Source organism: Microcoleus anatoxicus (genome assembly GCF_042465725.1).
Lineage (GTDB): Bacteria > Cyanobacteriota > Cyanobacteriia > Cyanobacteriales > Microcoleaceae > Microcoleus > Microcoleus anatoxicus.
Genome location: NZ_CP120853.1, coordinates 4,595,633 through 4,621,261, shown reverse-complemented (window position 1 = coordinate 4,621,261; position 25,629 = coordinate 4,595,633). Strand labels below are relative to the sequence as shown.

Below are 25,629 nucleotides of genomic sequence, written 5' to 3'. Positions count from 1 at the left end.
TTTCAAAAATTACCTAGTTTTGATATATATTTATAACTACCTTCTGGGTATTTTGATTGTGACTTGCAAGCAGAAGAAATATGATTAGCCAAATGGCTAATTATAGATTGGCTGATTGGCCCAATCAGCAAGTCGATATTTTTACTATGCTAGTGTTAGTCAGGTTCCGGTATCTATACATCCATCCGTTATCTAAGTATTATGCTCAAAATTTTGGTAATTGAGGACGACGAATTAATCCGGGAAACTCTTGTGCAACTCCTGGAATCTCAGAACTATGGAGTCATTGTGGCTCAAAACGGTCGAGTAGGGGTGCAGATGGCACTCTCGGAGATTCCAGATTTAATTTTGTGTGACGTGCAGATGCCGGAACTCGACGGTTATGAGGTTTTGCGGACTCTGCGCCAAAACTCCCTGGCTGCAACAATTCCATTTATTTTTCTGACAGCTCAAGGTGGTAAAGCGGATTTTCGCCGCGGGATGGACTTGGGCGGTGACGATTATTTGACAAAGCCGTTTACCAAGGCCGAATTGCTCGGAGCAATTTCTTCTCGTGTCTCGAAACGACAAACTATTACTCACCCCCTGAGTGTCGCACTGCAACAAGCAGAGGCCAGACTCACCGATTTAGTTAATGACTCGACAATAATTTCCGCTCTCTCTCCTGAAAAGTTGGCCTTGGAAGCTTTGCTGCGCCGCGCTTTGGCACAGGGCGAGTTTCAGGTATACTATCAGCCCCAGGTGGATATTGCTACCGGACAAATTATCGGTGCAGAAGCATTGGTGCGTTGGCAAAATCCCGATCGAGGTATAATTTCTCCCGCCGAATTTATTCCCCTAGCAGAAGAGACAGGCTTAATTATTCCCATTGGCGAGTGGGTACTGCTTTCAGCTTGCGCTCAAGCCGCGAGTTGGCTAGCAGCCGGATTTTCGCCGTTCCGGGTATCAGTGAACTTGTCCGCCCGACAGTTGTCAGACCCCCAACTTAAGGCGCGGATTGTCCAAATATTGGAAACTACGGGCTTGGAACCCTCTAATTTAGAGCTAGAAATGACAGAAAGCGCTTTGGTAGAAAATGCTGCTGTCGCAGGTGCTACTCTCAATGAACTCAAAGCTCTAGGCATTCGGATTGCTGTTGACGACTTCGGTACTGGTTATGCTACTTTAGGGTATCTAAAACAATTTGCTTTTGACAGTTTAAAGATCGATCGAATTTTTGTCCGCAATGCTAACGACGATTCTCAAAATGCCGCAATCACCACTGCGGTGATTTTACTCGGCCACAGTTTAAATATGACCGTAATTGCCGAAGGGGTAGAAACGGAAGCAGAGTTGAATTTTTTGAGACAGCACCAGTGCGATATCATGCAGGGATACCTGTTCAGCCCTCCCGAACCTGCAACCATATTTGAGCGTTTGCTGGTGGCAGACAAACAGTTGTTTGAGGCACCACTGGGAACAGTATCGACTCGTGCCATCCCTTTTATGCCTCTTGCTGAACGCGAAAAATCAAAAAACCTCTCCATGTCAAGCTTAGGAATAGTTTGAGTTTCCTCAAACAAAAATATTTATCATCATTCAATCCTCATAGACAATTTTCAACTGAGGATATGTTTTCTTGTTTCACCCTTTTTACAGCGTGAATAGAAAGTAGATATAGATTCCCAAGCTCTTTAAAACTAGCTCGTCAGGCCACGAAAACAACTAGATAAAAAGCCGCCCTAGAAGGATGGGGCTTTAGACCCTATTTTTCGCTAAACTCATTAAAGTTCCTGTTTTAGGAGTTACAGTTTCAATGACTGTCAACGCGACTTGGTGCAAGGCTGGCATGGAAAGAATATTGGTTGTTGACGACGAGACAGACTGTCAAACAGTCTTGGCAATGTACTTGGAAAGCCAAGGATACCGGGTTAAATGCGCTAATTCTGGTATTGAGGCACTCTCTATCTTTGAAAACGACCCTCCAGATTTAGTGATTTCTGATGTGATGATGCCGGAGATGGACGGGTTTGAGTTTTGTCGCCGCCTACGAAATACCCGCTTGGGACAATTGATGCCATTTATATTTTTATCTGGTCAAGGCGAGATAGAATCCAAAGTTGAAGGTCATTCCATGGGGGCGGATGATTATTTGGTCAAACCTTTTCAGTCGGAAGAAATATTAGCTAAAGTCAAAGCCCAGTTAGAACGCTCTCACCGCATTCATGCCGAGATTGTCCGACTCCTACAAAATTCTACTCCCGTGGGGGTCGAGCCAAAGGTGGTATCAGTAGCGCCACCACCTCCACCTTTGCCTTTAACGCCTGCGGAGGAAAGAGTTTTTTGGGAGGTTATTCAAGGCTATACCAATAAACAAATTAGCTATCGACTGTTTATTAGTCCCAGAACCGTCCAAGCTCATTTGGGTAGCATTTTCAGCAAGTTACACATGGAAAATCGATCTCAGCTTGTAAAATTTGCTCTGGAGAGGGGATACAAACCTCCTCAAAGTTAGCTGTAGAGCTAAGGGATACAGGCACAACGAGACTGAGAAAATTGAAATTTGCCTGTGAAATAAGCCACAGATACATTGAATTGGGTAAATCTAGGACTGATCGTTTATACTTGGGATGATGCCACGGAGTGCTTCGAGGGTACATTGAAAGCTGCTATTTGCAAATCCACACAAAAAGAGCGGGCAACAGCAAAATTACAGCCCACAATTCAAGTTCAATGGTAACAGTCGCTATCTGAGAGGGTGTCTAGGGTGTGTGACTTGAGGGGTATCGATCGTACAATTAAAGTCAGGAGTAACTGAGGACAAAAATTTGGAACACCAGGTCCCACCCCCAACCCTGTATTTTTTGTTTCCTCTGCTTGAGTCCTGCAACCTATTTATTTTCGTTTTCAACCATTAAACTCGGTGACTTGACAGGTTAGATTTGTGATAACTACAACTGATTGGCAATAAACTTGGCACACCACGTCTATGGCAGCATTGATTCCAATTGTGATGTACGGCTGGATTCCAGTCGTTTTGTATCTGTTTGTCAGGTTCCCTACTCAGCGAGCCGTAATCGTAAGTCTAATTGTAGCGTGGCAGTTTTTACCGCAAGTTTCTCTAAGCCTGCCGGGATTACCTCCCTACAACAAGATGTCAGCAGCTTGCTACGGTGTCTTGCTGGGTACTTTGGTTTACGATACTACGCGATTCAGCTCTTTTAAGCCAGGCTGGATAGATGTACCAATCCTAATTTGCTGTTTATGCCCGATTGCTTCGCAAGTTACTAATGGTGGAAGCCCGTTGTCTCCAACTTTAAACCAAATTGTTGCTTGGGGGATGCCTTTTCTTTTAGGGCGTTTGTATCTCAATAGTTTAGATGGGTTGCGACAGTTAGCGATCGGCATTTTTGCAGGTGGGTTATCCTACATTCCTTTTACGATGATTGAAGGGGTTAGGGGACCGATTCTGCACCAGATGGTTTACGGTGTCAATGCTTTTGAAGATTGGGGTCAGGCTAGACGCATGGGGGGGTGGAGACCGGTAGTATTCATGCAGCACGGTTTGATGGTGGGGCTGTGGATGATGGCTGCTGCTTTAGTGGGATTTTGGTTGTGGCAAACTGGGGTCCTCAAGAAGTTTCAGGGGCGCAATATGAAGACTCTGGTAATTGTACTAATTATCGCTTTTTTCTTGTGCCGTTCTACTGGGGCTTACAGTTTATTTGCCATGTCGCTAGTCGTCTTGTTCAGCGCCAAAATTTTCAAAACGTCTTTGCCATTGTTGTTGATAATTGGATATATCATCTTCTACCTTTATTTAGCTGCATCGGGTCAATTTTCTAGTGAAGAAGTGATTAGTTTTATCTCTCAAATATTTGGCGAAGAACGAGCAGCATCTCTGGGTTTTAGATTTCAAAATGAAGAGATATTGGGCAATAAAGCGCGACTAAGATTTCTTTTTGGCTGGGGCGATTCGGGTGGCAACCGCGTATACAATGAGTACGGTGATGATGTATCGGTCACTGACAGCTTGTGGATTATTGCTTTTGGTGTCAACGGCGTAGTCGGTTTAACGAGTTTATTTTCTTCTTTGCTATTACCTGTGATCGCCTTTTGTTTCAAATATCCAGCCCGAACCTGGTCTAATCCGAAAGTCGCACCAGCGGCTGTCCTGGGAATAGCTTTAACTATGTATGCGTTTGACTGTGTTTTGAATGCTATGACTAACCCAATTTTTACGCTGATTGCGGGAGGAATAGCTGGTGTAATCTTAAAAGATACCGAAAGTCTGAAGCCAAAGAAAACCAGTTCGCCCTTACCTAGACGGTCTTTGAGTCCACAAAAATCACGAATGTCAACAACCCACCACTAAATCAGAGTATGGTTTGACTAGACACTAGCCTAGCGCCGATTAGAGTGCGGGCTTGAAATATAGCCCTCGTTAAAAGATATTATTTTTATGACCTATGTTGTTAATTATAAAATCTAGTCTCTTTATTAATTCTTTGCCGGAAACCCAGAATTCTTTACAGAATCTTTAAAAAGACATACTCAACCAGTAAGGGGAAGAGGATATAATGAAGAAAAGTTGATTCGCCAGCTCACCAAAATGTGAAGTGAGAAATTTATCGTGTGAGTTTTAGTAGAGTATAAAAAATTGAGGGAAATCGAAAATGAAAGTAGTTAATTTATTGAATGTACCGGTTGATAATTGTTCCATCACAGAACTGTTTGAAAACTTAAAAGAAGGAGGCGGTGTTGTATTTACGCCCAATGTAGACCATTTAATTAAATTGCAGTATGACCGAGATTTTTACGAAGCTTATAATAGCTGTGATTATAGAGTTTGCGATAGTCAGATATTGATGTATGCCTCAAAATTTTTGGGTACTCCCATCCAAGAAAAAATTTCTGGTTCTGACTTGTTTCCAGCATTTTATAACTATCATAAAGATAGCGAAGATATTAAGATTTTCTTACTAGGAGCAGCGGAAGGGGTGGCAATTCAAGCTCAGGAAAAAATCAACCAAAAAGTGGGTAGAAAAATAGTAGTTGCTGCCTATTCTCCTTCCTTTGGGTTTGAAAAAAATGAAGAAGAGTGTGAAAAAATAATTGACATCATTAATCAATCAGGGGCGACTGTATTGGCAATCGGAGTGGGTGCGCCTAAGCAAGAGAAATGGTTGGTTAAATATAGAGACAAACTGACCAATATCAAAGTTTTCTTGGCAATAGGTGCAACTATTGATTTTGAAGCTGGTTGCAAAGCCCGGTCTCCGAAATGGATGAGCGAAGTTGGCATAGAATGGGCTTACCGATTGTTAAGTGAACCGAGAAGGCTGTGGAAAAGATATTTGGTTGATGCTCTGCCTTTTTTCAGATTGATTGTAGAACAAAAATTAGGTTATTATAAAACGCCTTTCTGTGATGGCTAAATCAGCAATCTCTGAAGAGATAGGTGATTGCTGGAGTGCCGATGGACTTTAAGATTACCAAAATTAAGTTAAGCTAGACCGGGAGAGGCTTGGTGAACAAGGATAGTCAAAGTCTCTCTCGGTCTAACTTCATGGAGTCTTCTTAGCCCCGGATTGGTCTGTGGGGTGATTTTTTGGGGTTTTGCTATCTCAAATCTCTAATTTCAAATTTCACAGGGATTAGCAGGCTAGAATTATCTCAGTTTAACCACAGCATTTTCAGACAGGCCCATGACCATTGCTTATTTAGTTAATCAATATCCCAAAGTCAGTCACAGTTTTGTCCGCCGAGAAATTTTGGCTGTAGAGCATTGTGGTATGAAAGTTGCCCGTTTTTCAATTCGCTCCTGCGAGTCGGAACTGGTGGACGAAGGAGACAAAAAAGAGCAAGAACAGACTCAGATTGTTTTAGGAGTTGGTGTTCTGGGCTTAGTATCGGGTTTGCTGCGGGTGGCGATAACGAGACCTATTCGGTTTGTTGAAGCTTTAGGGTTAATGTTTAAAGTAGGTTGGCATTCCGATCGCGGTATTATACTTCATCTAGCTTACTTTGCTGAAGCCTGTGTGCTATTAAATTGGTTTTCCAGCCAGGGAGTCAAACACGTTCACGCTCACTTTGGGACAAATTCAACCACTGTAGCGATGTTGTGTCGGGTGCTTGGTGGGCCTAGTTACAGTTTTACGGTTCATGGTCCTGAAGAATTCGACAAGGCTACAATTCTGGGCTTTGAGGAAAAAATTAAGCGGGCGGCTTTTGTGGCGGCGGTTAGTTCTTTTGGTAAAAGTCAGTTGTATCGGTGGTGCGATCGCGCTTTTTGGTCTAAAATTCATGTAATTCACTGTGGCGTAGATGCTGCTTTTTTGGATTTACCGTATATTCCGGTAACTTCTGAGCCTAGGTTGGTTTGTATTGGCCGACTCAGCGAACAAAAGGGTCACTTGCTGTTGGTGGAAGCTGCGCGTAAGTTGGCTAGCCTTGGTTTGCAGTTTAAGTTAATCTTGGTAGGTGATGGGCCGTTGCGATCGGATATTGAAAAGGCGATCGACCAATATGGATTACAAAATCATTTAGAAATTACAGGATGGGCCGATAGCGCTCAAGTTCAGCAGCAGATTTTAGCTGCACGAGCAATGGTTTTGCCCAGTTTTGCCGAAGGTTTACCCGTGGTAATTATGGAAGCATTGGCTCTTAGCAGACCTGTGATTAGCACCTATGTGGCTGGTATTCCGGAACTCGTGGAGCCTGGAGTTTGCGGTTGGTTGATTCCTGCTGGTTCTGTAGAGGCCTTGGCTGATGCGATGTTGGAGGCTTTGGAGGCGCCTGTGGAACGGTTGGAACAGATGGGGAAGGCGGGAGCTTTGCGGGTTGCTCAGCAGCATGATGTGGCTTTGGAAGCGAAGAATTTAGTGGCGTTGTTTCAGGGGGGGATGAAGGATTCTTAGCCGCAGGTTTTAGATGTAAAGTAAAGTCAACCTTGATTACTCGGCGGTTAAAACCGCTTCTACACAAACAAAGTCCGCCTACGCGGACTAAGAAATATTGTGACTAAAAAACTTACAAATGCTGCATCTACATCGGAATTACCTGTCAGCGAATCACTGAAAAATACCGCAGGTTCATTAGCAGTATCGTTTCAATTGTATTATTTTAGTTCAGCAGTCAGATTTTACCACCAAATTTGTGTAATATAAAAACAGGTGAGCGCTGGATACTCACCTTCTGGCTTTCCCAGAAGGCAAAACACTTGTTTTTTGTATGACTCAGCAGTTCTTTGAAAGTCCTAGGAAGGGAACAATGGCAACGAGTATTTGAGTTAAGGGGATAGGAACGATGATATTAGACAACGAAAATCAGAATCTGAAAGTCCACGAATGGATTGTTAAATATACAGAAGATGGCACTATTGATATCGTTACAGGCTATTTTACTATTGGCGCTTTAGCCTATCTTTCGCAGCAGGTTAATCAAAAAATTACGAAGTTTCGGCTAGTGTTGGGAGACATCGTGAACTTAGATCAAGTCGATGATCGTCCCTTAGATTTACTAAATGAGAATATTACGATTGAAGCGGCATTGAATCTTAGTCGTCTGGCTCAGGAAGCAGTTGATTTTTTAAAGCAGGACAAGGTTAAGGCAAAAACGTTAGAGCCAAATTTTTGTCATGCTAAGTGCTACTTGTTTGAGCCATCAAAGAAAGACGATCGCAACAAATACTTTATTTCAGGTAGCTCGAACCTGACCGAAGCGGGAATTGGCAAAAAGCAAACTAACAATCTGGAACTAAATATTGCTGAGACGGGAAACAATAGCCAATATAAAGAGCTAGTCGAATGGTTTGAGACTCTGTGGCATAAGCCCCAAGCTCATAAAGAGAAAACGATTTTGGCTAAGGATGGTACGAGTAGAAAGATTGATTTTAAGCAATATCTAATTGAGGCGATCGCTAAAATATTTATCGAATATTCGCCACGGGATATTTACTACAATATTTTATTTGAGCTATTTGGCAATCAAATTCTGGAAATTGAGAACGATCCAGAGTTTAATCGTCAAGTTGGCAGGTTAGAAAATACGGCTGTTTTTAATGCTCTGTATGATTTCCAGAAAAAAGGTGTCCTGAGTTTAATTCGGATGCTTCAGAAATATGATGGGGCAATCCTAGCAGACGCGGTAGGTTTGGGTAAAACTTGGAGTGCTTTAGCGGTAATGAAGTTTTTCCAGATGCAGGGGCGTGAGGTGATCTTACTTTGCCCTAAGAAACTTGACAATAACTGGAGACGCTACAAGGAAGATCAAGAATCTAAGTTTGAGGTAGACAAGCTCAAGTTTTTTATGCGCTTTCATACAGATATGAGTAACTCTCGCTTAGAGTCCTACAATGATCGCGCTGATAAGTTCTTTCGTGACGATAAGCCGAAGCTAATTGTGATTGATGAAAGCCATAATTTACGGAATGACAAGGCAAATCGTTATAAGTTTCTGGTTGAGCAGATTTTACAGAAGAACCAAGATGTCAAGGTTTTATTGATATCGGCAACACCGATTAATAACTCTCTCAATGATGCCAGAAATCAGTTTAAGTTGATGGTGCAGGGGGATGTAAATGGTTATGAAACAAAGCTAGGTGTCAAAAACATTGACTATTCCTTTAAACAAGCACAAACCATATTTAATGAATGGCGCAAAGATCAACATCCCCAAATCGGAGATTTTATCAAAAAACTCTCAGGTAATGATTTCTTTAGGTTGACTGACTCTTTGCTAGTTGCCCGAACTCGTAAAATGGTGGAAAGTCAGCAAGTTGATTTAATATTTCCTGTCAAAAATAAGCCTGTAAATTTATTTGTAACACCACATCAGCTTGGTAACTTTGAAACCTTTGAGGAGTTATTTGAGCATTTCCCACCAATGCTGTCAGGCTATCAACCAGCTTTTTATTTAGATGATGATTCAGGGGTAAAGAAAGATGTATTGCGTGATGAAAAATTGCGCGATCGCTTTCTGGTCAAGATGATCTATATCCTGATGGTGAAGCGGTTAGAGTCTTCTTGGTTCTCCTTTTACTCAACAGTTGAGAAAATTAAGGATCATCATCAAAATGCTTTAGATAAGATTAAGGCGTATCAAGCAAGCAAGGCAAAAAACTTAGTCATAGAAAATGATGCGGTCAACTTGGATGATGATCAAAATGATGATGAGTTTACAGAAGCGGTTGAGCAGTACACCCTAGGCAAAAAACGCCCGATTAGTATCGCCGAAATTGATCGGGTTGGGAATTTAGATAAGTTTAAAAAAGATCTCAAACAAGATTTAGATGCTCTAGATCAGCTTTCGGTCAACTTGCAAAAGTTTTCTGTAAAACTTGACAAAGAAATTGCTCCAGTTTCCAAGAAGTCGGATCGACTGAAATCCTGTGATGATAAGTTGAAGGCGCTGATTGCAGAGATTGTCAAAAAACGTAAATCGGGCGTAAATAACCATAATCCCAAGGTGGTGATTTTTACGGTCTATCGAGATACGGCGGTATATCTGTTTGAGCAGCTTCAGGCGAGAGGGTTTGACAAGATCGCGATCGCATCTGGTACTGGTTCGCAATCTGATGATAGCGATCGCAAACAGTCTATGGAAGCGATTCTCGAAAGATTTGCACCCTATACCAAGCTATTTTGTGAAAAAGAATGGTCTTTTAATTCAGAGAAACAAGGATTAGAAGCTTTTGTAGAATGGCAAGATTGGATTACAGAAAACCATCCTGATACGCACCAAAAGTTAACTAAACCTATTGACATCTTGATTGCTACGGATGCTCTTAGTGAGGGGCAGAACTTACAAGATGCAGATATGGTGATTAATTACGATATCCATTGGAATCCTGTGCGAATTATTCAACGTATGGGACGGATCGATCGCTTGGGTAGTCCGAACGCGCAAATCTTCGGGATTAACTTCTGGCCATCAGCCAATATTAATTCTTACCTCAATCTGCAAGGACGGATCGAGCAACGGATGGCGGCGATGAAGTTAGCTGGGTCAGAGGTCGATCATCAGTTCTCTGACAGCTTTGCAAAGATGGCTCATGATGAGGACTTCGATCGCAAGATGAACGATCGCATGATGGAACAAATGCTAATCACTTGGGATGATATCGAGGTGAGCGATCAAGGGTTAGGCTTTGATAGTTTGTCTTTGGAGCGCTATCGACAGGATTTACTTGCTGAGTTCAATCGTGACAAGGACAAATATCGCCAGATGCCTAAAGGTGTTTATTCGGGATTTGTGGAAGATATGGCGACAGGCGCTCGTGACGGCATTGTGGCTTTACTTGGCTATCCTGCAAAACCATCGAAGAAGCTCGATCATCAATATCAGGTGTTTGACTTGATTTATATCGACAAGTCGGGTAAGTTGGTTTTAAACAATCAAAAAGAGGTGTTGGATTTTCTGACTGTAAACAAAGACCAAGAGCGATTTGTACCACCTGCTGTGGATCGGGGTGAACAGGTTGCGATCGCTGAGTTAGTGAATGCGTTGAAAATTTGGCTAAGTAGTCAGGCGGTACAAACTGAGGTGATGGAAGATGGCTCGATTAAGCAGACGATGGGAACGGCAGCAAGGGATCTGTTAGGGAAAATTAAAAAAGGTAATCAATTAGCGTTGGATGTGATCAAGCAAGATGGTAATGTTGAGCAAAAATTTCAGGTTGACAAATTTGATTTGGTGGCTTGGATGTTGGTGAATAAAAGATGATGATAAGATGGCTAAAACACGCTGAAGAAAACTTGTTAGATCGAGAAATATCTAGAGAAGTAGTCGAAATGACTATTTTTTCGCCTGAATTGATTGTTCCAGATAAAATACATCTTAATAGACAGGTTTATATGCGCCGATATTTTGATGAGCTATTGCAAAGTGAAATGCTTTGTCGCGTTGTCATTGAAGAAGAGATCGAGGTTAAGTTGGTGGTAACAGTTTATAAAACTTCACAAATTAAACGATACTTCAAAATATAAGGATCATTAATCATGAAAATCAAGTTTGATAAAGAGAGTGACACTTTAACTATTATTTTCCGAGAGGCAAGGATTAGGGAATCTGATGAGATCCGTCCGAATGTGATTGCAGATTTTGGATATGACGGTAAGCTGGTACGTTTGGAGATTTTAGATGCTCAGAGTGTGGTTGAAAATACGCACGAATTTTTATATGCGTTTGAGGAGGCAAAATGAACTTAGCTATTTTTAATCAATTAGACTTTCTGCCAGCTTTACGCGCTTTTTTTGCGGAGTTACAAGTACCGATCGCCTCTGTAACGGATGTGCCGATCGCTGCTCAAGATATTCTCACGAACACTTATAAAAAAGAGAATAAGTCTTTTCAGTTAATTGAAGATCCAGATAAAGATAAAGGTAAAGGTGTTTATTTTTTAGGCATAGTTGATGATGCGGCGTTTCGGGGTGGGAAGAGTTTAAGTATTGACAAAATTAAGTCGGATTATGATGGGATTGTCATTTTTGGGGTGACTTTAAATAATCGTGATGGTGGTTTGTTGCCAACGCGATCGCAGTTAGCGGAAATAGCGCGGGCTTTTAATCGGGAGTTTTGCTATACGCCTGTCGTAGTGGTGTTTAAGTATGCGGGTGCTGACAAAACATATCTGGCGTTTGCGAATACGGAGAGGTTGAAATATAAGGATAATCGTGAGGGTGAGAAGGCGGGTAAGGTGACGCTGCTAAGGGATATTGATATTAGGCAGCCTCATTCGGGACATGAGAGGATTTTGGCAAATTTAGCGATTTCGACTACTGGCAAAAATAAGGTTGATTCGTTTGCCAGTCTTTATAAGTATTGGCAAGAAGTCCTTAGTGTCAGTTTACTGAATAAGAAATTTTATCAGGATCTTTCTAACTGGTATTTTTGGGCTGTGGGGCGTGTCACCTTTCCCTCAGAACCAAACTTGCTTGAAGCTCAGGCTAAAAAGCTTAGTCTTGAAGATTTAAAACAAGAACACAAATCTAAAAATGTGATCCGTTTGCTAACGCGATTACTTTTTGTTTGGTTTATTAAAGAAAAAGGGTTAATTCCTCCAGAACTTTTTGAACTTGATGATTTGCAAAGGGATATTCTAAAAAATATATCTCCCTATACTGATTTAGGACTGTTTAAGCAGGTAAATCAAGACAGTATCTATTACAAAGCTATTTTACAAAATCTCTTTTTTGCGACACTAAACTGTCCAATTAAACCAATGGAAAGCCACGATAATCGCGTCAGAGGCTTTCGGAAGATGGATAACTATGGACAGCACCGAGACGCTAATTTTTTGATGCGCTATGAAAAACACTTCCAGAATCCAGAGATATTTGTGGAAATGGTGAATGGTGTTGTCCCTTTCCTGAATGGTGGGTTATTTGAATGTTTGGACGATAAGTTAAACAAGGTATTTATTGACGGATTTTCAGACAATCTACCTAAAACAGAGCAATTGATTGTTCCTGATTATTTGTTTTTTGGAGCAGAGGAGAAGGTTGATTTAAGTGCAGAATATGGTGCAACCAATAAGGGTACAAAAGAGGCGGCGGTAAAGGGTTTAATCAATATTCTCAAGGCTTACAAATTTACGATTACAGAAAATACACCGATTGAAGAGGATGTAGCACTCGATCCTGAGTTGTTGGGTAAGGTGTTTGAGAATCTTTTGGCTAGTTATAATCCTGAGACAAAGACGACAGCGAGAAAGCAAACAGGTTCTTTTTATACGCCCCGTGAGATTGTTAATTACATGGTGGATGAGAGTTTGATTGCTTATTTGAAAAATGAGTTACTTGCTCAAGAGTCTGGATATCAAGAGGAAGATTTAGATCGGCAATTGCGTCAACTGGTTTCTTTTGATGCTGTTAATCCGTTTGAAGGGAATGCTGAGGTTCAGAAACGGATTATTAAGGCTTTGGATAAATGTACTATTCTTGACCCTGCCTGTGGTTCGGGTGCTTTCCCGATGGGGATTTTGCAAAAGATGGTACATATTTTATTTAAGGTTGACCCGAAAAATACGGAATGGAAACAGCGTCAAATTGCAAGGGTTGAAGCGGCTATTAGTCAGTTAGAGGAGTTAGATGATGCTCAATATCGGGAGCAAGGTATTCAAGATTTGAATGCTCAAATTAAGGATATTGAGGAAGCTTTTGCTAATAATGAGTTGGATTATGGGCGTAAGTTATATCTGATTGAGAATTGTATTTATGGGGTAGATATACAGTCCATTGCTACCCAAATTTCTAAGCTGCGTTTCTTTATTTCGCTGGTGGTTGATCAAAGGGTTGATCCGAGTAAGGATAATTTTGGGATTCGTCCTTTGCCTAACCTCGAAACTAAGTTTGTGGCGGCTAATACTTTGATAGGCATTGAGAAACCAAAGGCGCAGTTAAGTTTGTTTGATACGCCAGAAATCAAGAAGTTAGAAGCGGATTTGAAGAAGGTCAGGCATCGTTTATTTAGTTCTAAGTCTCCTAGTCATAAGCGCAAGTTGAGAGAGCAAGATAAGGCTTTGAGGGAACAAATTGCTGTGGTTTTACAGAGAAATGGCTGGGGTACTGATATGGCTAGTCAATTGGCAAATTGGGACCCATACAATCAAAATGTTTCTTCTCCTTTCTTTGACCCAGAGTGGATGTTTGATATTTTAGATGGATTCAATATAACTATAGGTAATCCACCATATGGAGCAAAATTTAATGCGTTTGAGAAAAAATATATAAAGGAAAATTATTTTTCAATGGAAGGTGATTATGAATCTTATGTATATTTTATTGAACACAATTTAAAACTTCTTTCTATAGGTGGCATATTAAACTTTATTGTGCCTAATACTTTTTTAATGCAATGGTTTTCAGGAAATATTAGAAAGATTATATTAGAAAAAACAATCCATCAAATAATTGATCTTGGATTTAATGTATTTGAATCAGCAGTTGTTCCTACTGCCATTTTAATGGTTCAAAACAAAAAAGCGGACGATAACATTGTAAGATTTAAAGATCAAAGTATTAAATTGTTGGATAATTTCTTTTATTCTATTAAACAAAATGAGTTTACAAGGCTACCAAAAAATCAGTTTAATCTTTCGCTAACACCAACTAATTTATTTATTTATAACGAGCTTCTGAAAAACTCTATTCCTCTTGAAGAAGTTGCAGAAATTAAAATTGGTATTGAGTGTAAGCCTGAATTTATTTCGGACTCCAATGATTCTGAATATCATAAGCCAATGGTTCGCGGAAGAAATTTTGAACGTTTCATTACATATTTTAACAGAGAGCCAAAATATGTTTTATATAAAAGAGAGTTACTTCATAGACCTAGAGAAGAAAGGCTATTTTTAGCGGACGAAAAAATTTTAATTAGACAAACTGGAGATAAAATTGTTGCTGCTGTGGACAATGAAAGATTATATGCTTGGAAAAGTGTATTTGTACTTCTTATTTCCGACCCTAGATTCGAGTTAAAATATATTTTGGCTCTTCTCAATTCTAAAGTTATAAATTATTTTTATAATATAATAGTTGGAGAATTAGGAAGAACATTTGCACAAGTAAAAGGCGTTAATCTTAATCAATTGCCTATTAAAAGCATTGATAAACAAGGGCAATATTTGTTTGTCCAATTATCTAATATAGTTATATTTTTAAAATCAAAAAATATTGCATCTACATTCTTTGAATCCTTGATTGATTATGCAGTATTGGAGTTATATTTTTCTGGACATATACGAGAAAAAGAAATTGATATTCTTCAATTTATACAAAGAGATATTGAAGAAGTAATGCAAGGTAAAGTATTTGAAAATTTAGAGGATACGGCAAAACAAAAAGTAATTGAACAACTTTATGCCAAATGGACAGATCCAGATAATGAAGTGCGCGATCGCATTAAGCTATTTGCTGTCAGAAGCCCTGATATTTTGAAACCGATTTTAGAGAGTAAATAATGAAAAGAATCAAAGAAATTAAAATCAAAAACTTTAAAGCCTTTCAACAAGAACAATCTTTTCTTTTGAAGGGCAAGCATCTCTTAGTTTATGGTAATAACGGCTCAGGCAAGTCTTCCTTATTCTGGGCTTTATACACATTTTTACAAAGCAGCACTAAAACAGATGAAGATGTCCAGAAATATTTTGTTAATTACATTGAATCAGACACAAGTACCCATCAAACTCTAAAAAATATCTTCATGGATGAAGCAGAAAATGCCTACATCCAAATTATATCTATTGATACAGAATCAAGCATAGAGACAATTTATACTGTTTCCCATGACACCATCAATACTAATACTAATGATGACACAATAATTCAGGAGTTAAATCTTGCAAGTGACTTCATTAATTACAAATTGCTGCATAACTTCTACAGAGAACCGCATAAACAAGAGATTAACCTATGGTCAGTATTTGAGCGTGATATTTTTCCATTTCTAACTGATGGCACTCAAAACTGGCTGGCAGATATTATCAAAACTCCAACATTAGATATACCCAGAACACAGGCAGGATACGCCGTAACTCGTGGTAGAAAGCAACGTTATATAGACGAGCTAGACACTTTAAACACCAAAATCCAAACCCTTTTAACAGAAATTCAAAACAGTGCCAATACATTCATCAAAGACCATTTCTTTCAAGGCAAAGACGTTATTAGAGTTGAACTCAACTTCGAGAAAAAGTTTAACTTTGATTTAGTTAAGTCAAAAATATGGCAAGAAGACAGACAAAGTTATAGACATGAGCAATTACAAATTAAGCTATCTGTTGAAGTCTATGAAGCAAACTCAATACCACCTTGGAAACCCATAAAACGGGTGCAGTCTTTTTTAAACGAAGCTCAACTTACCAGAATTGCTATAGGTATTCGTATCGGTGCGCTGCGTACCCGACCTCTAAGATCTGCAAGATTTAAAATTCTAGTTCTGGATGATATGCTAATCAGCTTAGATTTTTCTAATCGGATGGATGTCGTGCGGATAATCTTAAATACTGATAACGATCCTAATCTCGAAAATATCTTTGGTGGATTTCAGAAAATAATTCTTACCCATGATTTAGGATTTTATGAACTAATCAAACGCCACACATCTCCTCATGAATGGGAATATTTCAAGTTTCATAAAGCAACTGAAAATATAAACGAAGCTCCAAATGTAAAACGCGATCTGAATAGAATGGAAAAAGCAGAATTTTTTTTGTTGCATGGTGAATATGAAGCCTGTGGAAATGAGCTAAGAAAAGAGGTAGAAGATGCAATAAATAAGTATTTAGAAAGCTTAAATTTAGCAGGCTCAGAAGGTACATTTAAGCCAGTTACTGAAAGAATTAACCAGGTTATAAATGCACGCACTAGAAATAGAAGAGATGACTTTAACAGGGTTTTTACAAGATTAAATATAAATACAGAATTGATTGAAAAACTAAAGATAGACTTTGAAAATGATGATTCTTTGTCTTCAATTGAAAAAAGTAAACTTAGAAATTTGCAAGGAAAAATTGTGAACTATCTGGTCAAACAATCTCAGCTAGAGCATGACGACGAAAGAGTCTTGAACGAAATTAAGGAATTGTTAATACGCATTATGAATCCCGCATCTCACGCTTCGCTAGTCCCACTTTACGAGGGAGAGTTAATAAAAGCTATTGAGGGAGTTAGAAGATTAAAAGAAATTTTAAACTCTCCAGAGACTACTTGAACTAAGGATTTTAGTAAATTTTATCGATACTATCAAAAAAAAATCAAACCAAGACTTGAACTTACTAAAAGTCTCAATTTCATAGGCTTGGGGGTAAATGAGCAGTCGTACAGAAACTTATGTTAAGGCTGAAAGTTTTACTGGATAAGCATTCTGGGAATCACTCTTTTTGTGTCTCAAAAACTTGAAGAGTTGAAAATTAAACTGTACCAATATTTTCCAAAAAGTAAGCACTGCTATATCAAACCAGCACTCATAAAAGAAGTTCGGTAAGTGGGAAACTCAGAGTCTTTAGACCTTATAGGGATGCGATCGCATCTTTCCGCGGCCATGCTCAATTTCCCTCGGAAGGTGCAGCAATTCCTGGTGTGATTCCCGGTGTTGGTTGGTCAGATCAATGGGCTTTTTGGCAGCATGGTTATCCGGGTTTGATGGTGACTGATACGGCTCCTTATCGTTATCCTTTTTATCATACTTCTGAGGATACGCCGGATAAGGTTGATTGGGAACGGACGGCGAAGGTGATAGCTGGATTGGAGAAAGTTGTGGCAGATTTGGTGGGAGTTGATATCAATTAGTTTTTCGTAAACCAAAGAAACCGGGTTTTTAGCAGTTTTTACGAGGTGTAACGAAGTATTTTCGCAAAAACCCGGTTTCTGACTACTCGTAAAGTTTCATATAGCACAATTATTCCTAAAGTGACAGCTAGCCACAGACATATTTATACACTTCCGACTGTAGGGGGATGCTTTAGCTCGTTAATCAGGTCATGCTTGGCATTGAGGGCAAAAAACAGAAACTATACATTAGCCGATCGCGCGCCAACTCAATTATCGCCAACTCAATTATGCGAACCCGCACCTGAACGAGGAATATACTATGTATCAAAACTTGCCAATAACTTCACAAATCTATAATATCAGCCTCTGGCTGGCCCAAGTGCCAGCAGAGCGGACTGTGAGTACCGCAGAAGACGCAGCACTCTTGTATTCCGGGCCGCAATTTTTTATTGCGTTAATCGCAGGAGTCGTCCTTGCTTTCGCCTTCCAACTCTTGCTAACCAACTTATCAGTAGCAGCAGGGCTTTCTTACATGGGAAATCAATCCCATGAGAGTTCCCATTCTCACAGCGATAGCCCCCAAGTCCGACACATCGGTAAAAAGGTAGGAACTTGGACGCTAATCACTGTTACGATCGCCCTATTCTTCGCCTGCTTGCTAGCAGTTAAACTGAGTTTGATTAGCAGCCCCGGTTTAGGTGCGATCGTCGGTTTAGTCGTGTGGGCCACTTACTTCTCTATGCTGGTGTGGGTGAGCTCCACCACCGTTGGTTCCCTGATTGGTTCCGTCGTCAACACCGCAACATCAGGCTTTCAAGCCATTGTCGGTACCGCAGCCGCCGCCCTGGGCGCAAAAGCAGCCAGCAATCAAGTGGTGGCTACAGCCAAAGCAGCAGCCGCAGCGGTGGGCCACGAGCTCGGTAGCGCGATCGACCCTATAAGTTTACGGGAAAACGTCGAAGATTACATCCAAGGCCTGAAACCGCCTGAATTAGACATCAAAGGGATGCGGAGTGAATTTGAAAAGTTGCTCAACGATCCCCAACTTAAGTCTATTGCGGGCGAAAATTTGCCTTCTCTCGATCGCCAAACCCTTGTAGAATTAGTCAGTTCGCGATCGGACCTCTCAAAACGCGATGTCAACCGCATTGTAGACCAACTTCAAGACGCTTGGAAACAAGTAGGAAAACAGGGGCAACAAACAGACGGTATCGCCCAATTAGTAGAATATTTCAAGTCTGCAAAATCGGGAGAATTGCTCTCAGATAAATTGACAAGTAGGGTAGAACAAGCACTAGGAAATCTGGGTAGTCAAAATCAAGGACAAAACCCGACAATGATGTCCCAAGCAACGACAATGGCAGTCAATGCTTTAATGGGAATAGTTTTGGGACGCACAGATATTTCTGACTTTGATGTGGAAAAAGTAGTCGGTCAGCTAAAAACAGCCAAAGATAAAGTTAGCCAGCAAACTGATAAAATTAGCGCTCAAGTCAAAGGCGAACCGGAAACTTACAGCCCCATTAGAGCCGATGTAGAAAACTACCTTCTTAATGCTTATTCCTGGCAAATGAACCCGCAAACCATCGAGCGGGATTTTAGAGATGTACTCTACGATCCTAGTGCAGATGCGGGAACAGTTCGCCGCGAATTAGAAAAACTCAACAAGTCAAAATTTGCGGAAATTCTGGCTAGCAGAGGAGTATTTACTCAAAGCAAAATCAAAGAAATCACCAATGAATTAGACGCAATTAGACAGCGAGTGTTAAACTCTGTCATGTTTGCGGAGGAGCAAGAAAAAGTCCGGGATTTGCAGTGGCGATTGGAAACTTATTTGAAGTTAACACCAAAAGAGGAACTGACAGCAGCAGGTATTGGTAAGGAGTTCAAGAAAATCCTCGAAGACTCCGATGCTAGTTACGAACAGTTGCGCGATCGGCTTGCTCCCTACAATCGTGATAGTTTTATCCAAATCCTCAGAGGTCGGGAAAACTTCGGCTTTCAAGAAGTAGAACAGATTGTTAAGGAGTTGGAAAGGACAAAAGATGTAGTTTTAGCAGATGCCAAAGGTCTGCAAGAAGCCGCCCAAGTCCGCCTAGACAATCAGTGGCAAAAAGTGCAAGAATACTTGCAATCTACCGGAAAAGAAGAACTCAACCCCGCAGGGATTCAGCGAGATTTTAAAACTCTGTTAAACAATCCAGAAGCGGGAATGTGGGCTCTTAGAGCCAGAGCTTCTAAGTTCGATCGCGAAACCTTGGTAAAATTGCTATCTCAGCGGAAAGACCTCAGCGAAGACCAAGTAAATCAACTCCTAGACAGCGCCGAAGAGACTTGGCACAGTGCGCTGAATGCACCGCAAAAGATCGCTGACAAAGCTAAGGAACAGTACGACGAAACAACCACCGCTTTGGCAGATTATCTGCGGAATACGGGCAAATCGGAACTGAATCCTGAAGGGATTAAGCGCGATTTGACTAAATTGATGGAAAATCCCAAAGAAGGAGCTTTGGCGCTGCGAGGTCGTCTGTCGCACTTTGACCGCGATACTTTGGTAAAACTGCTTTCTCAAAGAGAAGATTTGAGTGAGGAACAAGTTAATCAAATTATCGACCAAGTGCAAAATACGATCGGCTCGATTGTGAAATCGCCGCGCCGTTTGGCAAGGCGGATGCAAAGTCAAGTTCAGGATTTTCAGGGTGTTTTAGAAGATTATTTGCGGAATACTGGCAAGGACGAATTGAATCCTGAAGCTATTAAGCGGGATTTGCAATTGTTGCTGCACGATCCGAAAGTTGGGGCTTACAGTTTGGGTGAACGGCTGTCGCATATCGATCGCGCTACAGTAGTTTCTCTGTTGTCTCAGCGGCCGGATATTTCGGAAGCCGAAGCCAATCGCATTGTCGATCAAGTTTTGTCCGTGCGCGACCAATTCCAACAGCAAATTCAGATAATTCAGGAGCGAATTCAGTCGGTAATTGACGGGATTATGGCAAAAGTTCGGGATTATCTCAATTCGCTCGATCGCCCAGAACTCAACTACGAAGGTATTACCAAGGATGTTCGTAAGTTATTTGACGATCCCCAAGCTGGATTTGAAGCTTTGCGCGATCGGCTAGGACACTTCAACCGGGATACTTTAGTAGCACTCATTAGTTCCCGTGACGATATCTCCGAAGCAGACGCCAACCGCTTGATAGACCAGATCGAAAGAAGCCGAAACACAGTCCTGCAAAGAGCTGAACGCTTGCAGCAAGAAGCACAGATTCGCCTCGAAAGTATCAAATTGCAAGCGGAAAAACAAGCCGAAGAAACCCGCAAAGCAGCAGAAGTTGCCGCTTGGTGGCTGTTTTTTACCGCACTTTCCTCCGCCGCGGCAGCCGCCGGTGCTGGTGCTCTAGCGGTAATTCGGTAACAACAATTCCTCTAGTCCTCGACGCGGGGTTGTCCCACTCCATGTTTTTGGAGACCTAAATATCTCTTATTTTAGAGCCCCGACTTCTTAAGTGAAGTCGGGGCTCTGGGTATAATTTAAAACGTAAAAGCCAAAGTAGAACAAAATAATTTATCCAACTAAAAATAGTGTTCAGCCAATCTCCCACTCTCCCACTCTCCCACTCTCCCACTCTCCCACTCTCCCACTCTCCCACTCTCCCCTTTGCCAACCATCGGCCACCAACCTAGGGTACGATTAAAGCTTAATTGTTTTCCCCTCGCTCCTGCAAATTGAAAAAATTGAGATAATAAGGTCATAACTCACAATTCATGGGCTATAGATAGTAAGGAACAAAAGGTTTTTAGATACTAGATTGATTATTTTTGGTGAAATCCAGAATATTAAGGTATAGCAATGGCTACTGCATATGTACCAAGCTCAGTTAAAACACGCAGGTCATCCCAATAAAATGTTAAACGACTTACATTTCAAACAGACCCAGGAAATTTTCCTCCTGGCATCTTGAGGAGGGCAACCCCATGCAACTCCGAAAAAAAACACTATTAATTGTTGGTGCAGCTCTCATTTGCCTGATTGTGGTTCTTTCTGCGACGGCATCAACCATTTTGCTGCACGATTTCCACAATCTAGAGGCGCAGTACGTTCGTCAGGATGTAGCGCGGGCTTTGGATGCTTTAGATGATGATTTATCGAATTTAGATACTACCGCACGAGATTATGCCGAGTGGGATGACACCTACTCCTTCGTGAATACACATACTCAGGATTTTGTCAAATCAAATTTCGTAGATTCTACATTTGTTTACTTAAGGCTGAATTTATTGATGGTGCTAGACTCACAGGGGCGTGTGGTCTTCAGTAAAGGTTTCGACCTGAAATCCCAAGCCGAGACCCCCATTCCCCAAAGCTTACAAGAGCATCTGACGGGGGCGTTGCTAGAGCCTGGGGCAGATGCGGGGGATGGGATGCCATCGATCAAAACAGGGGTGATCACCATCCCAGAAGCCACCTTGCTGATTAGCTCCAAGCCAATTCTCAACAGCAACGAGATCGGTCCCCGTCGCGGCACTCTGATTCTGGCACGGTATCTCGACAACACCGAAATCGAATTACTCTCCGAACTGACTCACTTGTCCGTAGACTTTAGATTGCCAACTTTAGATTTTAAAGTCGGAGCGACCAGCTACTATGGGCCAGACACCAACAGGACAGTTAACTCCCAACCAGAATTGGAAAATCTCAAAATCATAATTTCCAACCTCAAATCAGTAGAAATTTTAGTTGAGCCTCTTAGCAAAAGCTTAGTTGCTGGATACGCCCTGATTCGCGACATCCACGGCAATCTAGCACTGATGTTGCGAGTAGAAGTAGACCGAGTAATCTATAGCCAGGGTCAAGCTACCTTAGAACTGTTTACTCTATCGATATTGGCTGTAGGTTTAGTATTTAGCGCGATCGCACTGATATTACTAGAAAAAATGGTCTTAGCAAGATTGCAAGACTTGAGTATCAGCGTCAACAACATAGCGGCCAATGGCGACCCAGACTTGCGCGTTCATATGCCCGGAGCAGATGAACTCTCCAGCCTAGCAGAGACGATCAACCAAATGCTAGAAGCCTTGGGCAATTCTCAAATCGAACGCAATGAAAGCGAAGACCGCTATCGGTTGATGGCGGATAACTCAACGGACATGATCAGCCGACACAACCCCAGAGGTGTTTTTGTTTACGTATCGCCCGCTTGCAACGCTTTGCTGGGATATAAACCAGAAGAACTGATCGGCAACTTCCCCAAGAATTATTTCCATCCAGAGGATGTAGAAAAGCTATCTAAAGCGCACGCCAAATTGATGGCGCTGCCAGTGACTTACACCCTCAGCTACCGTGTCCGTCGCAAAGATGGTCGGTATATCTGGTTTGAAACTACCAGTCGCACCATCCGCGATCCAGAAACAGGGACTGTTCAAGAAATTATCGGCATTTCCCGCGACATCAGCTTCCGCAAGCAAACAGAACAAGAACTGCGAGAAAGCGAAGCAGCCATTAAAGCTCTGTACCAAGTGACCTCAGCACCCCGCACAGACCCGCTAAATCGCCTCTCAACCTTCGATTTGCGACTCCAAGAACTGCTGACCATGGGATGCAGACAGTTCGGGCTGGAAGTGGGACTTTTGTCTGCAATTGAAGGTAACAATTATCAAATCATGGCTGTAAAGTGTCCCGATGGGTCGATCGCCAAAGGACAAATCTATGATTTGGAAAAAACCTTCTGCGTGGCGACAGCCCAGTCAAAAGAACCGCTGCACTTCGAGTCGGCGAGGTTTTTGTGCTTGTCCTTCAACACATCGGATCGCAAATTCAATCATGACATGGCTTTCAACATAGAAGCCTACATGGGCATCTCTGTCATGGTGGCTGGGGAAGTCTACGGTACTCTCTGCTTCTGGAGTGCTCATCCCATGACAGAACCTTTCAGAGTGGTAGACAGAGAATTGGTGAAACTGATGGCTCAGTGGGTAGGTAGCGAACTTGAACGCCAGCAAGCGGGCATTGATTTAGCAAAAGCCCGCGACGAAGCACTCGCAGCCACCAGAGCCAAAAGTGAATTTTTGGCAACCATGAGCCACGAAATTCGTACTCCCATGAATGGAGTCATCGGGATGACGGGTTTGCTGCTGGATACCCGCTTAAGCTCGGAACAACGAGATTTTGTAGAAACTATCCGCAGCAGTGGCGATGCTTTGCTAACTCTGATTAACGATATTCTCGATTTCTCCAAAATTGAATCGGGTAAATTGGACTTGGAGGAACATCCCTTTGACATCCGCACCTGCATTGAGGAATCTCTGGACTTGGTAGCTGCTAGGGCTGCACAAAAAAAATTGGAATTGGCTTATTTTATAGACAGTTCCGTGCCCGTAACTGCGATCGGGGACAGCACCCGCTTGAGGCAAATTTTAATTAATTTGCTCAGTAATGCAGTTAAATTCACTGAAGCGGGAGAAGTGGTGCTATCATGTACTGCTAAAAAACTGCCCCGACTTTTGCCAACTTCCAAAAAACAGTCAGCATTGGAGAGCGAAGAATCACAAATTGACCAAATCTACGAAATACAATTTGCGGTAAAAGATACTGGTATTGGTATTCCAGGCGATCGCATGGATCGGTTGTTTAAATCTTTTAGTCAAGTTGACTCTTCTACCAACCGCCACTACGGCGGTACTGGATTAGGTTTAGCAATTAGTAAGCGTTTATCGGAAATGATGGGCGGCAGGATGTGGGTGGAAAGTAGGGGGAATTTAGCTGGCAATCCTCCAGAAGATTTTAAACCGACAGTTTTGAATGAGGAACTGGGAGACAATGGCGAGGGACAAGAATTAAATGAAATTGATACTCCAACTAATCATCTAAAATCTAGTGGCTCTACTTTTTATTGCACCACGATCGCTAGATGCTGCCATAATTGCTTGCCCATTAATTTGAGCAATTCTCAACCAGAATTAGCAGGGAAGCGAGTCTTAATTGTCGATGATAATGCTACTAACCGTCAAATTTTGACTCTCCAAACTCAGTCTTGGGGAATGGTGCCGATCGCTGCTGCTTCTGCTACTATAGCTTTAGATTGGCTCAGTGCAAAAGAAGAGTTTGACTTAGCGGTTTTGGATATGCAAATGCCCGAAATCGATGGGTTGACTTTAGCAGCAGAAATTCGGATGTTAGAGTCGGGGGAACAGTTGCCCTTAGTCATGCTAACTTCCATGGGTAGGCAGGAAATTACCTCTCCTGTGATGCAGCAGGTGAATTTTGCTGCTTTTTTGAACAAGCCGATCAAACAATCCCAACTTTATAATGTTTTAATCAATATTTTTGGGGAATCGAGCACTGAAGTCAGAGTGCAGCGCAGTAGCGGGAGTTTATCAAAAAGTATACCCATGATTGCCCAGGAGTTGCCACTGCGGATTTTGTTGGCAGACGATCATTTGGTGAATCAGAAAGTGGGTTTACAGATTTTGCAGCGGATGGGCTATCGCGCCGATGTGGCGGAAAATGGCAAGGAAGTTCTCGAAGCCTTGCGCCGCCAGCCCTACGATGTGATATTGATGGATATGCAAATGCCGGAAATGGACGGCTTGGAAGCTTCGCGGCTGATTTGTCAACAATGGGATGATGCTGCGAAACCTTGGATTGTGGCAATGACGGCAAATGCCATGCGGGGCGATCGCGAAGAGTGCCTCGCGGCGGGAATGGATGATTATTTGAGCAAACCCATCCAAATTGACGAACTGGTTCGAGTTTTGAAGAGTTGTAAATCTCGATCGCCTATCGAGTTTGAGCGGTGGCAATCGATGATTTCTGTTAACTCAAATGCTGAAGAGATGGAGGGTACAAATCAATTAGAAGTGCGATCGAATGTGACTGTTGCCGAACCGCAACAACTGACAATTTCCCAGGCCAACATTGTGCCTACTCCATCTTTAGTATGCCAAGTCCCGTCAGACAATCAGAACCCCCTGAGTCGCCAAATTATTGAGGGACTCCGAGAAGTAGAAGCTTTATCCGAGGCGATCGACATTTACATCGAAACAGCCCCCCAATTGCTAACGAGCATCTCTGGGGCTGTAAAAAACGCCGATCCGCTCGCTTTGCGGCAGGCTGCTCACTCTTTAAAGTCGATTAGTGGCACTCTCGGTGCTTTTCACTTATTCGAGCTTTGCGAAGAACTCGAATTGATGGGGCGGATGGGGACAAATGCCAACCAGTCTTTGTCTACAAAAGCCGGTGTGGTTTTAGAAAAAGTTAAAGCCGAATATCAAAGAGTAGAAGCAGCTTTGAAAGCAGAATTGCTATACAGCCAGACATCTTGACTTAAGGGGGAAAATCATGCTGAAGATAGAGGCAGTCGATATTCCAAATAGTATA

At 41.8% G+C, this 25,629-nt stretch carries 12 protein-coding genes and 1 pseudogene; all 13 read left to right on the top strand.

Annotated elements, in window-relative coordinates:
- Window positions 1–201 precede the first annotated feature (201 nt).
- Window positions 202–1,548 carry an EAL domain-containing response regulator gene (locus P2A85_RS20035; protein WP_340519600.1) on the top strand — a complete coding sequence of 449 codons (1,347 nt, stop codon included), beginning with the start codon at window positions 202–204 and terminating at the stop codon, window positions 1,546–1,548.
- A gap of 280 nt (window positions 1,549–1,828) precedes the next feature.
- A complete protein-coding gene (locus P2A85_RS20030; RefSeq protein WP_340519652.1) occupies window positions 1,829–2,494 on the top strand; it encodes a response regulator in 666 nt (221 codons plus the stop codon).
- A gap of 474 nt (window positions 2,495–2,968) precedes the next feature.
- On the top strand, window positions 2,969–4,354 hold the full coding sequence (locus P2A85_RS20025) for an O-antigen ligase domain-containing protein (RefSeq protein WP_377475039.1): 1,386 nt from the start codon (window positions 2,969–2,971) through the stop codon (window positions 4,352–4,354).
- Between the two features lie 301 nt (window positions 4,355–4,655).
- Window positions 4,656–5,417, top strand: coding sequence for a WecB/TagA/CpsF family glycosyltransferase (locus P2A85_RS20020; protein WP_377475037.1), 762 nt, complete (start codon window positions 4,656–4,658; stop codon window positions 5,415–5,417).
- A gap of 270 nt (window positions 5,418–5,687) precedes the next feature.
- The gene (locus P2A85_RS20015) at window positions 5,688–6,899 is read left to right on the top strand and encodes a glycosyltransferase family 4 protein (RefSeq protein WP_377475035.1); all 1,212 of its coding nucleotides are present in this window, start codon (window positions 5,688–5,690) and stop codon (window positions 6,897–6,899) included.
- 388 nt (window positions 6,900–7,287) lie between these two features.
- On the top strand, window positions 7,288–10,704 hold the full coding sequence (locus P2A85_RS20010; RefSeq protein ID WP_377475033.1) for a helicase-related protein: 3,417 nt from the start codon (window positions 7,288–7,290) through the stop codon (window positions 10,702–10,704).
- Window positions 10,701–10,967 carry a hypothetical protein gene (locus P2A85_RS20005; RefSeq protein WP_377475031.1) on the top strand — a complete coding sequence of 89 codons (267 nt, stop codon included), beginning with the start codon at window positions 10,701–10,703 and terminating at the stop codon, window positions 10,965–10,967. Before P2A85_RS20010 ends, P2A85_RS20005 begins: the two co-directional genes overlap by 4 nt.
- A 12-nt stretch (window positions 10,968–10,979) precedes the next feature.
- The gene (locus P2A85_RS20000) at window positions 10,980–11,183 is read left to right on the top strand and encodes a DUF2283 domain-containing protein (protein WP_377475029.1); all 204 of its coding nucleotides are present in this window, start codon (window positions 10,980–10,982) and stop codon (window positions 11,181–11,183) included.
- On the top strand, window positions 11,180–14,941 hold the full coding sequence (locus P2A85_RS19995) for an Eco57I restriction-modification methylase domain-containing protein (protein ID WP_377475027.1): 3,762 nt from the start codon (window positions 11,180–11,182) through the stop codon (window positions 14,939–14,941). Before P2A85_RS20000 ends, P2A85_RS19995 begins: the two co-directional genes overlap by 4 nt.
- Window positions 14,941–16,692 (top strand): AAA family ATPase, encoded by a 1,752-nt coding sequence (locus tag P2A85_RS19990; protein ID WP_377475025.1) that lies wholly within the window; start codon window positions 14,941–14,943, stop codon window positions 16,690–16,692. The genes P2A85_RS19995 and P2A85_RS19990 overlap by 1 nt, the downstream gene beginning before the upstream one ends.
- 302 nt (window positions 16,693–16,994) lie before the next feature.
- Window positions 16,995–17,270 (top strand): annotated as a pseudogene (locus tag P2A85_RS19985) (M28 family peptidase); the annotation flags it as partial.
- Window positions 17,271–17,571: 301 nt separating this feature from the next.
- The gene (locus tag P2A85_RS19980) at window positions 17,572–20,667 is read left to right on the top strand and encodes an MFS transporter (protein WP_377475023.1); all 3,096 of its coding nucleotides are present in this window, start codon (window positions 17,572–17,574) and stop codon (window positions 20,665–20,667) included.
- Between the two features lie 560 nt (window positions 20,668–21,227).
- A complete protein-coding gene (locus P2A85_RS19975) occupies window positions 21,228–25,574 on the top strand; it encodes a response regulator (protein ID WP_377475021.1) in 4,347 nt (1,448 codons plus the stop codon).
- The last annotated feature ends 55 nt before the right edge of the window (window positions 25,575–25,629 follow it).

Coding starts and splice junctions, on each gene's coding strand:
- P2A85_RS20025 (WP_377475039.1), top strand. CDS start 2,969: ATGGCAGCATTGATTCCAATTGTGATGTACGGCTGGATTCCAGTCGTT.
- P2A85_RS20030 (WP_340519652.1), top strand. CDS start 1,829: ATGGAAAGAATATTGGTTGTTGACGACGAGACAGACTGTCAAACAGTC.
- P2A85_RS20010 (WP_377475033.1), top strand. CDS start 7,288: ATGATATTAGACAACGAAAATCAGAATCTGAAAGTCCACGAATGGATT.
- P2A85_RS19975 (WP_377475021.1), top strand. CDS start 21,228: ATGCAACTCCGAAAAAAAACACTATTAATTGTTGGTGCAGCTCTCATT.
- P2A85_RS19990 (WP_377475025.1), top strand. CDS start 14,941: ATGAAAAGAATCAAAGAAATTAAAATCAAAAACTTTAAAGCCTTTCAA.
- P2A85_RS19980 (WP_377475023.1), top strand. CDS start 17,572: ATGTATCAAAACTTGCCAATAACTTCACAAATCTATAATATCAGCCTC.
- P2A85_RS20000 (WP_377475029.1), top strand. CDS start 10,980: ATGAAAATCAAGTTTGATAAAGAGAGTGACACTTTAACTATTATTTTC.
- P2A85_RS20020 (WP_377475037.1), top strand. CDS start 4,656: ATGAAAGTAGTTAATTTATTGAATGTACCGGTTGATAATTGTTCCATC.
- P2A85_RS19995 (WP_377475027.1), top strand. CDS start 11,180: ATGAACTTAGCTATTTTTAATCAATTAGACTTTCTGCCAGCTTTACGC.
- P2A85_RS20005 (WP_377475031.1), top strand. CDS start 10,701: ATGATGATAAGATGGCTAAAACACGCTGAAGAAAACTTGTTAGATCGA.
- P2A85_RS20015 (WP_377475035.1), top strand. CDS start 5,688: ATGACCATTGCTTATTTAGTTAATCAATATCCCAAAGTCAGTCACAGT.
- P2A85_RS20035 (WP_340519600.1), top strand. CDS start 202: ATGCTCAAAATTTTGGTAATTGAGGACGACGAATTAATCCGGGAAACT.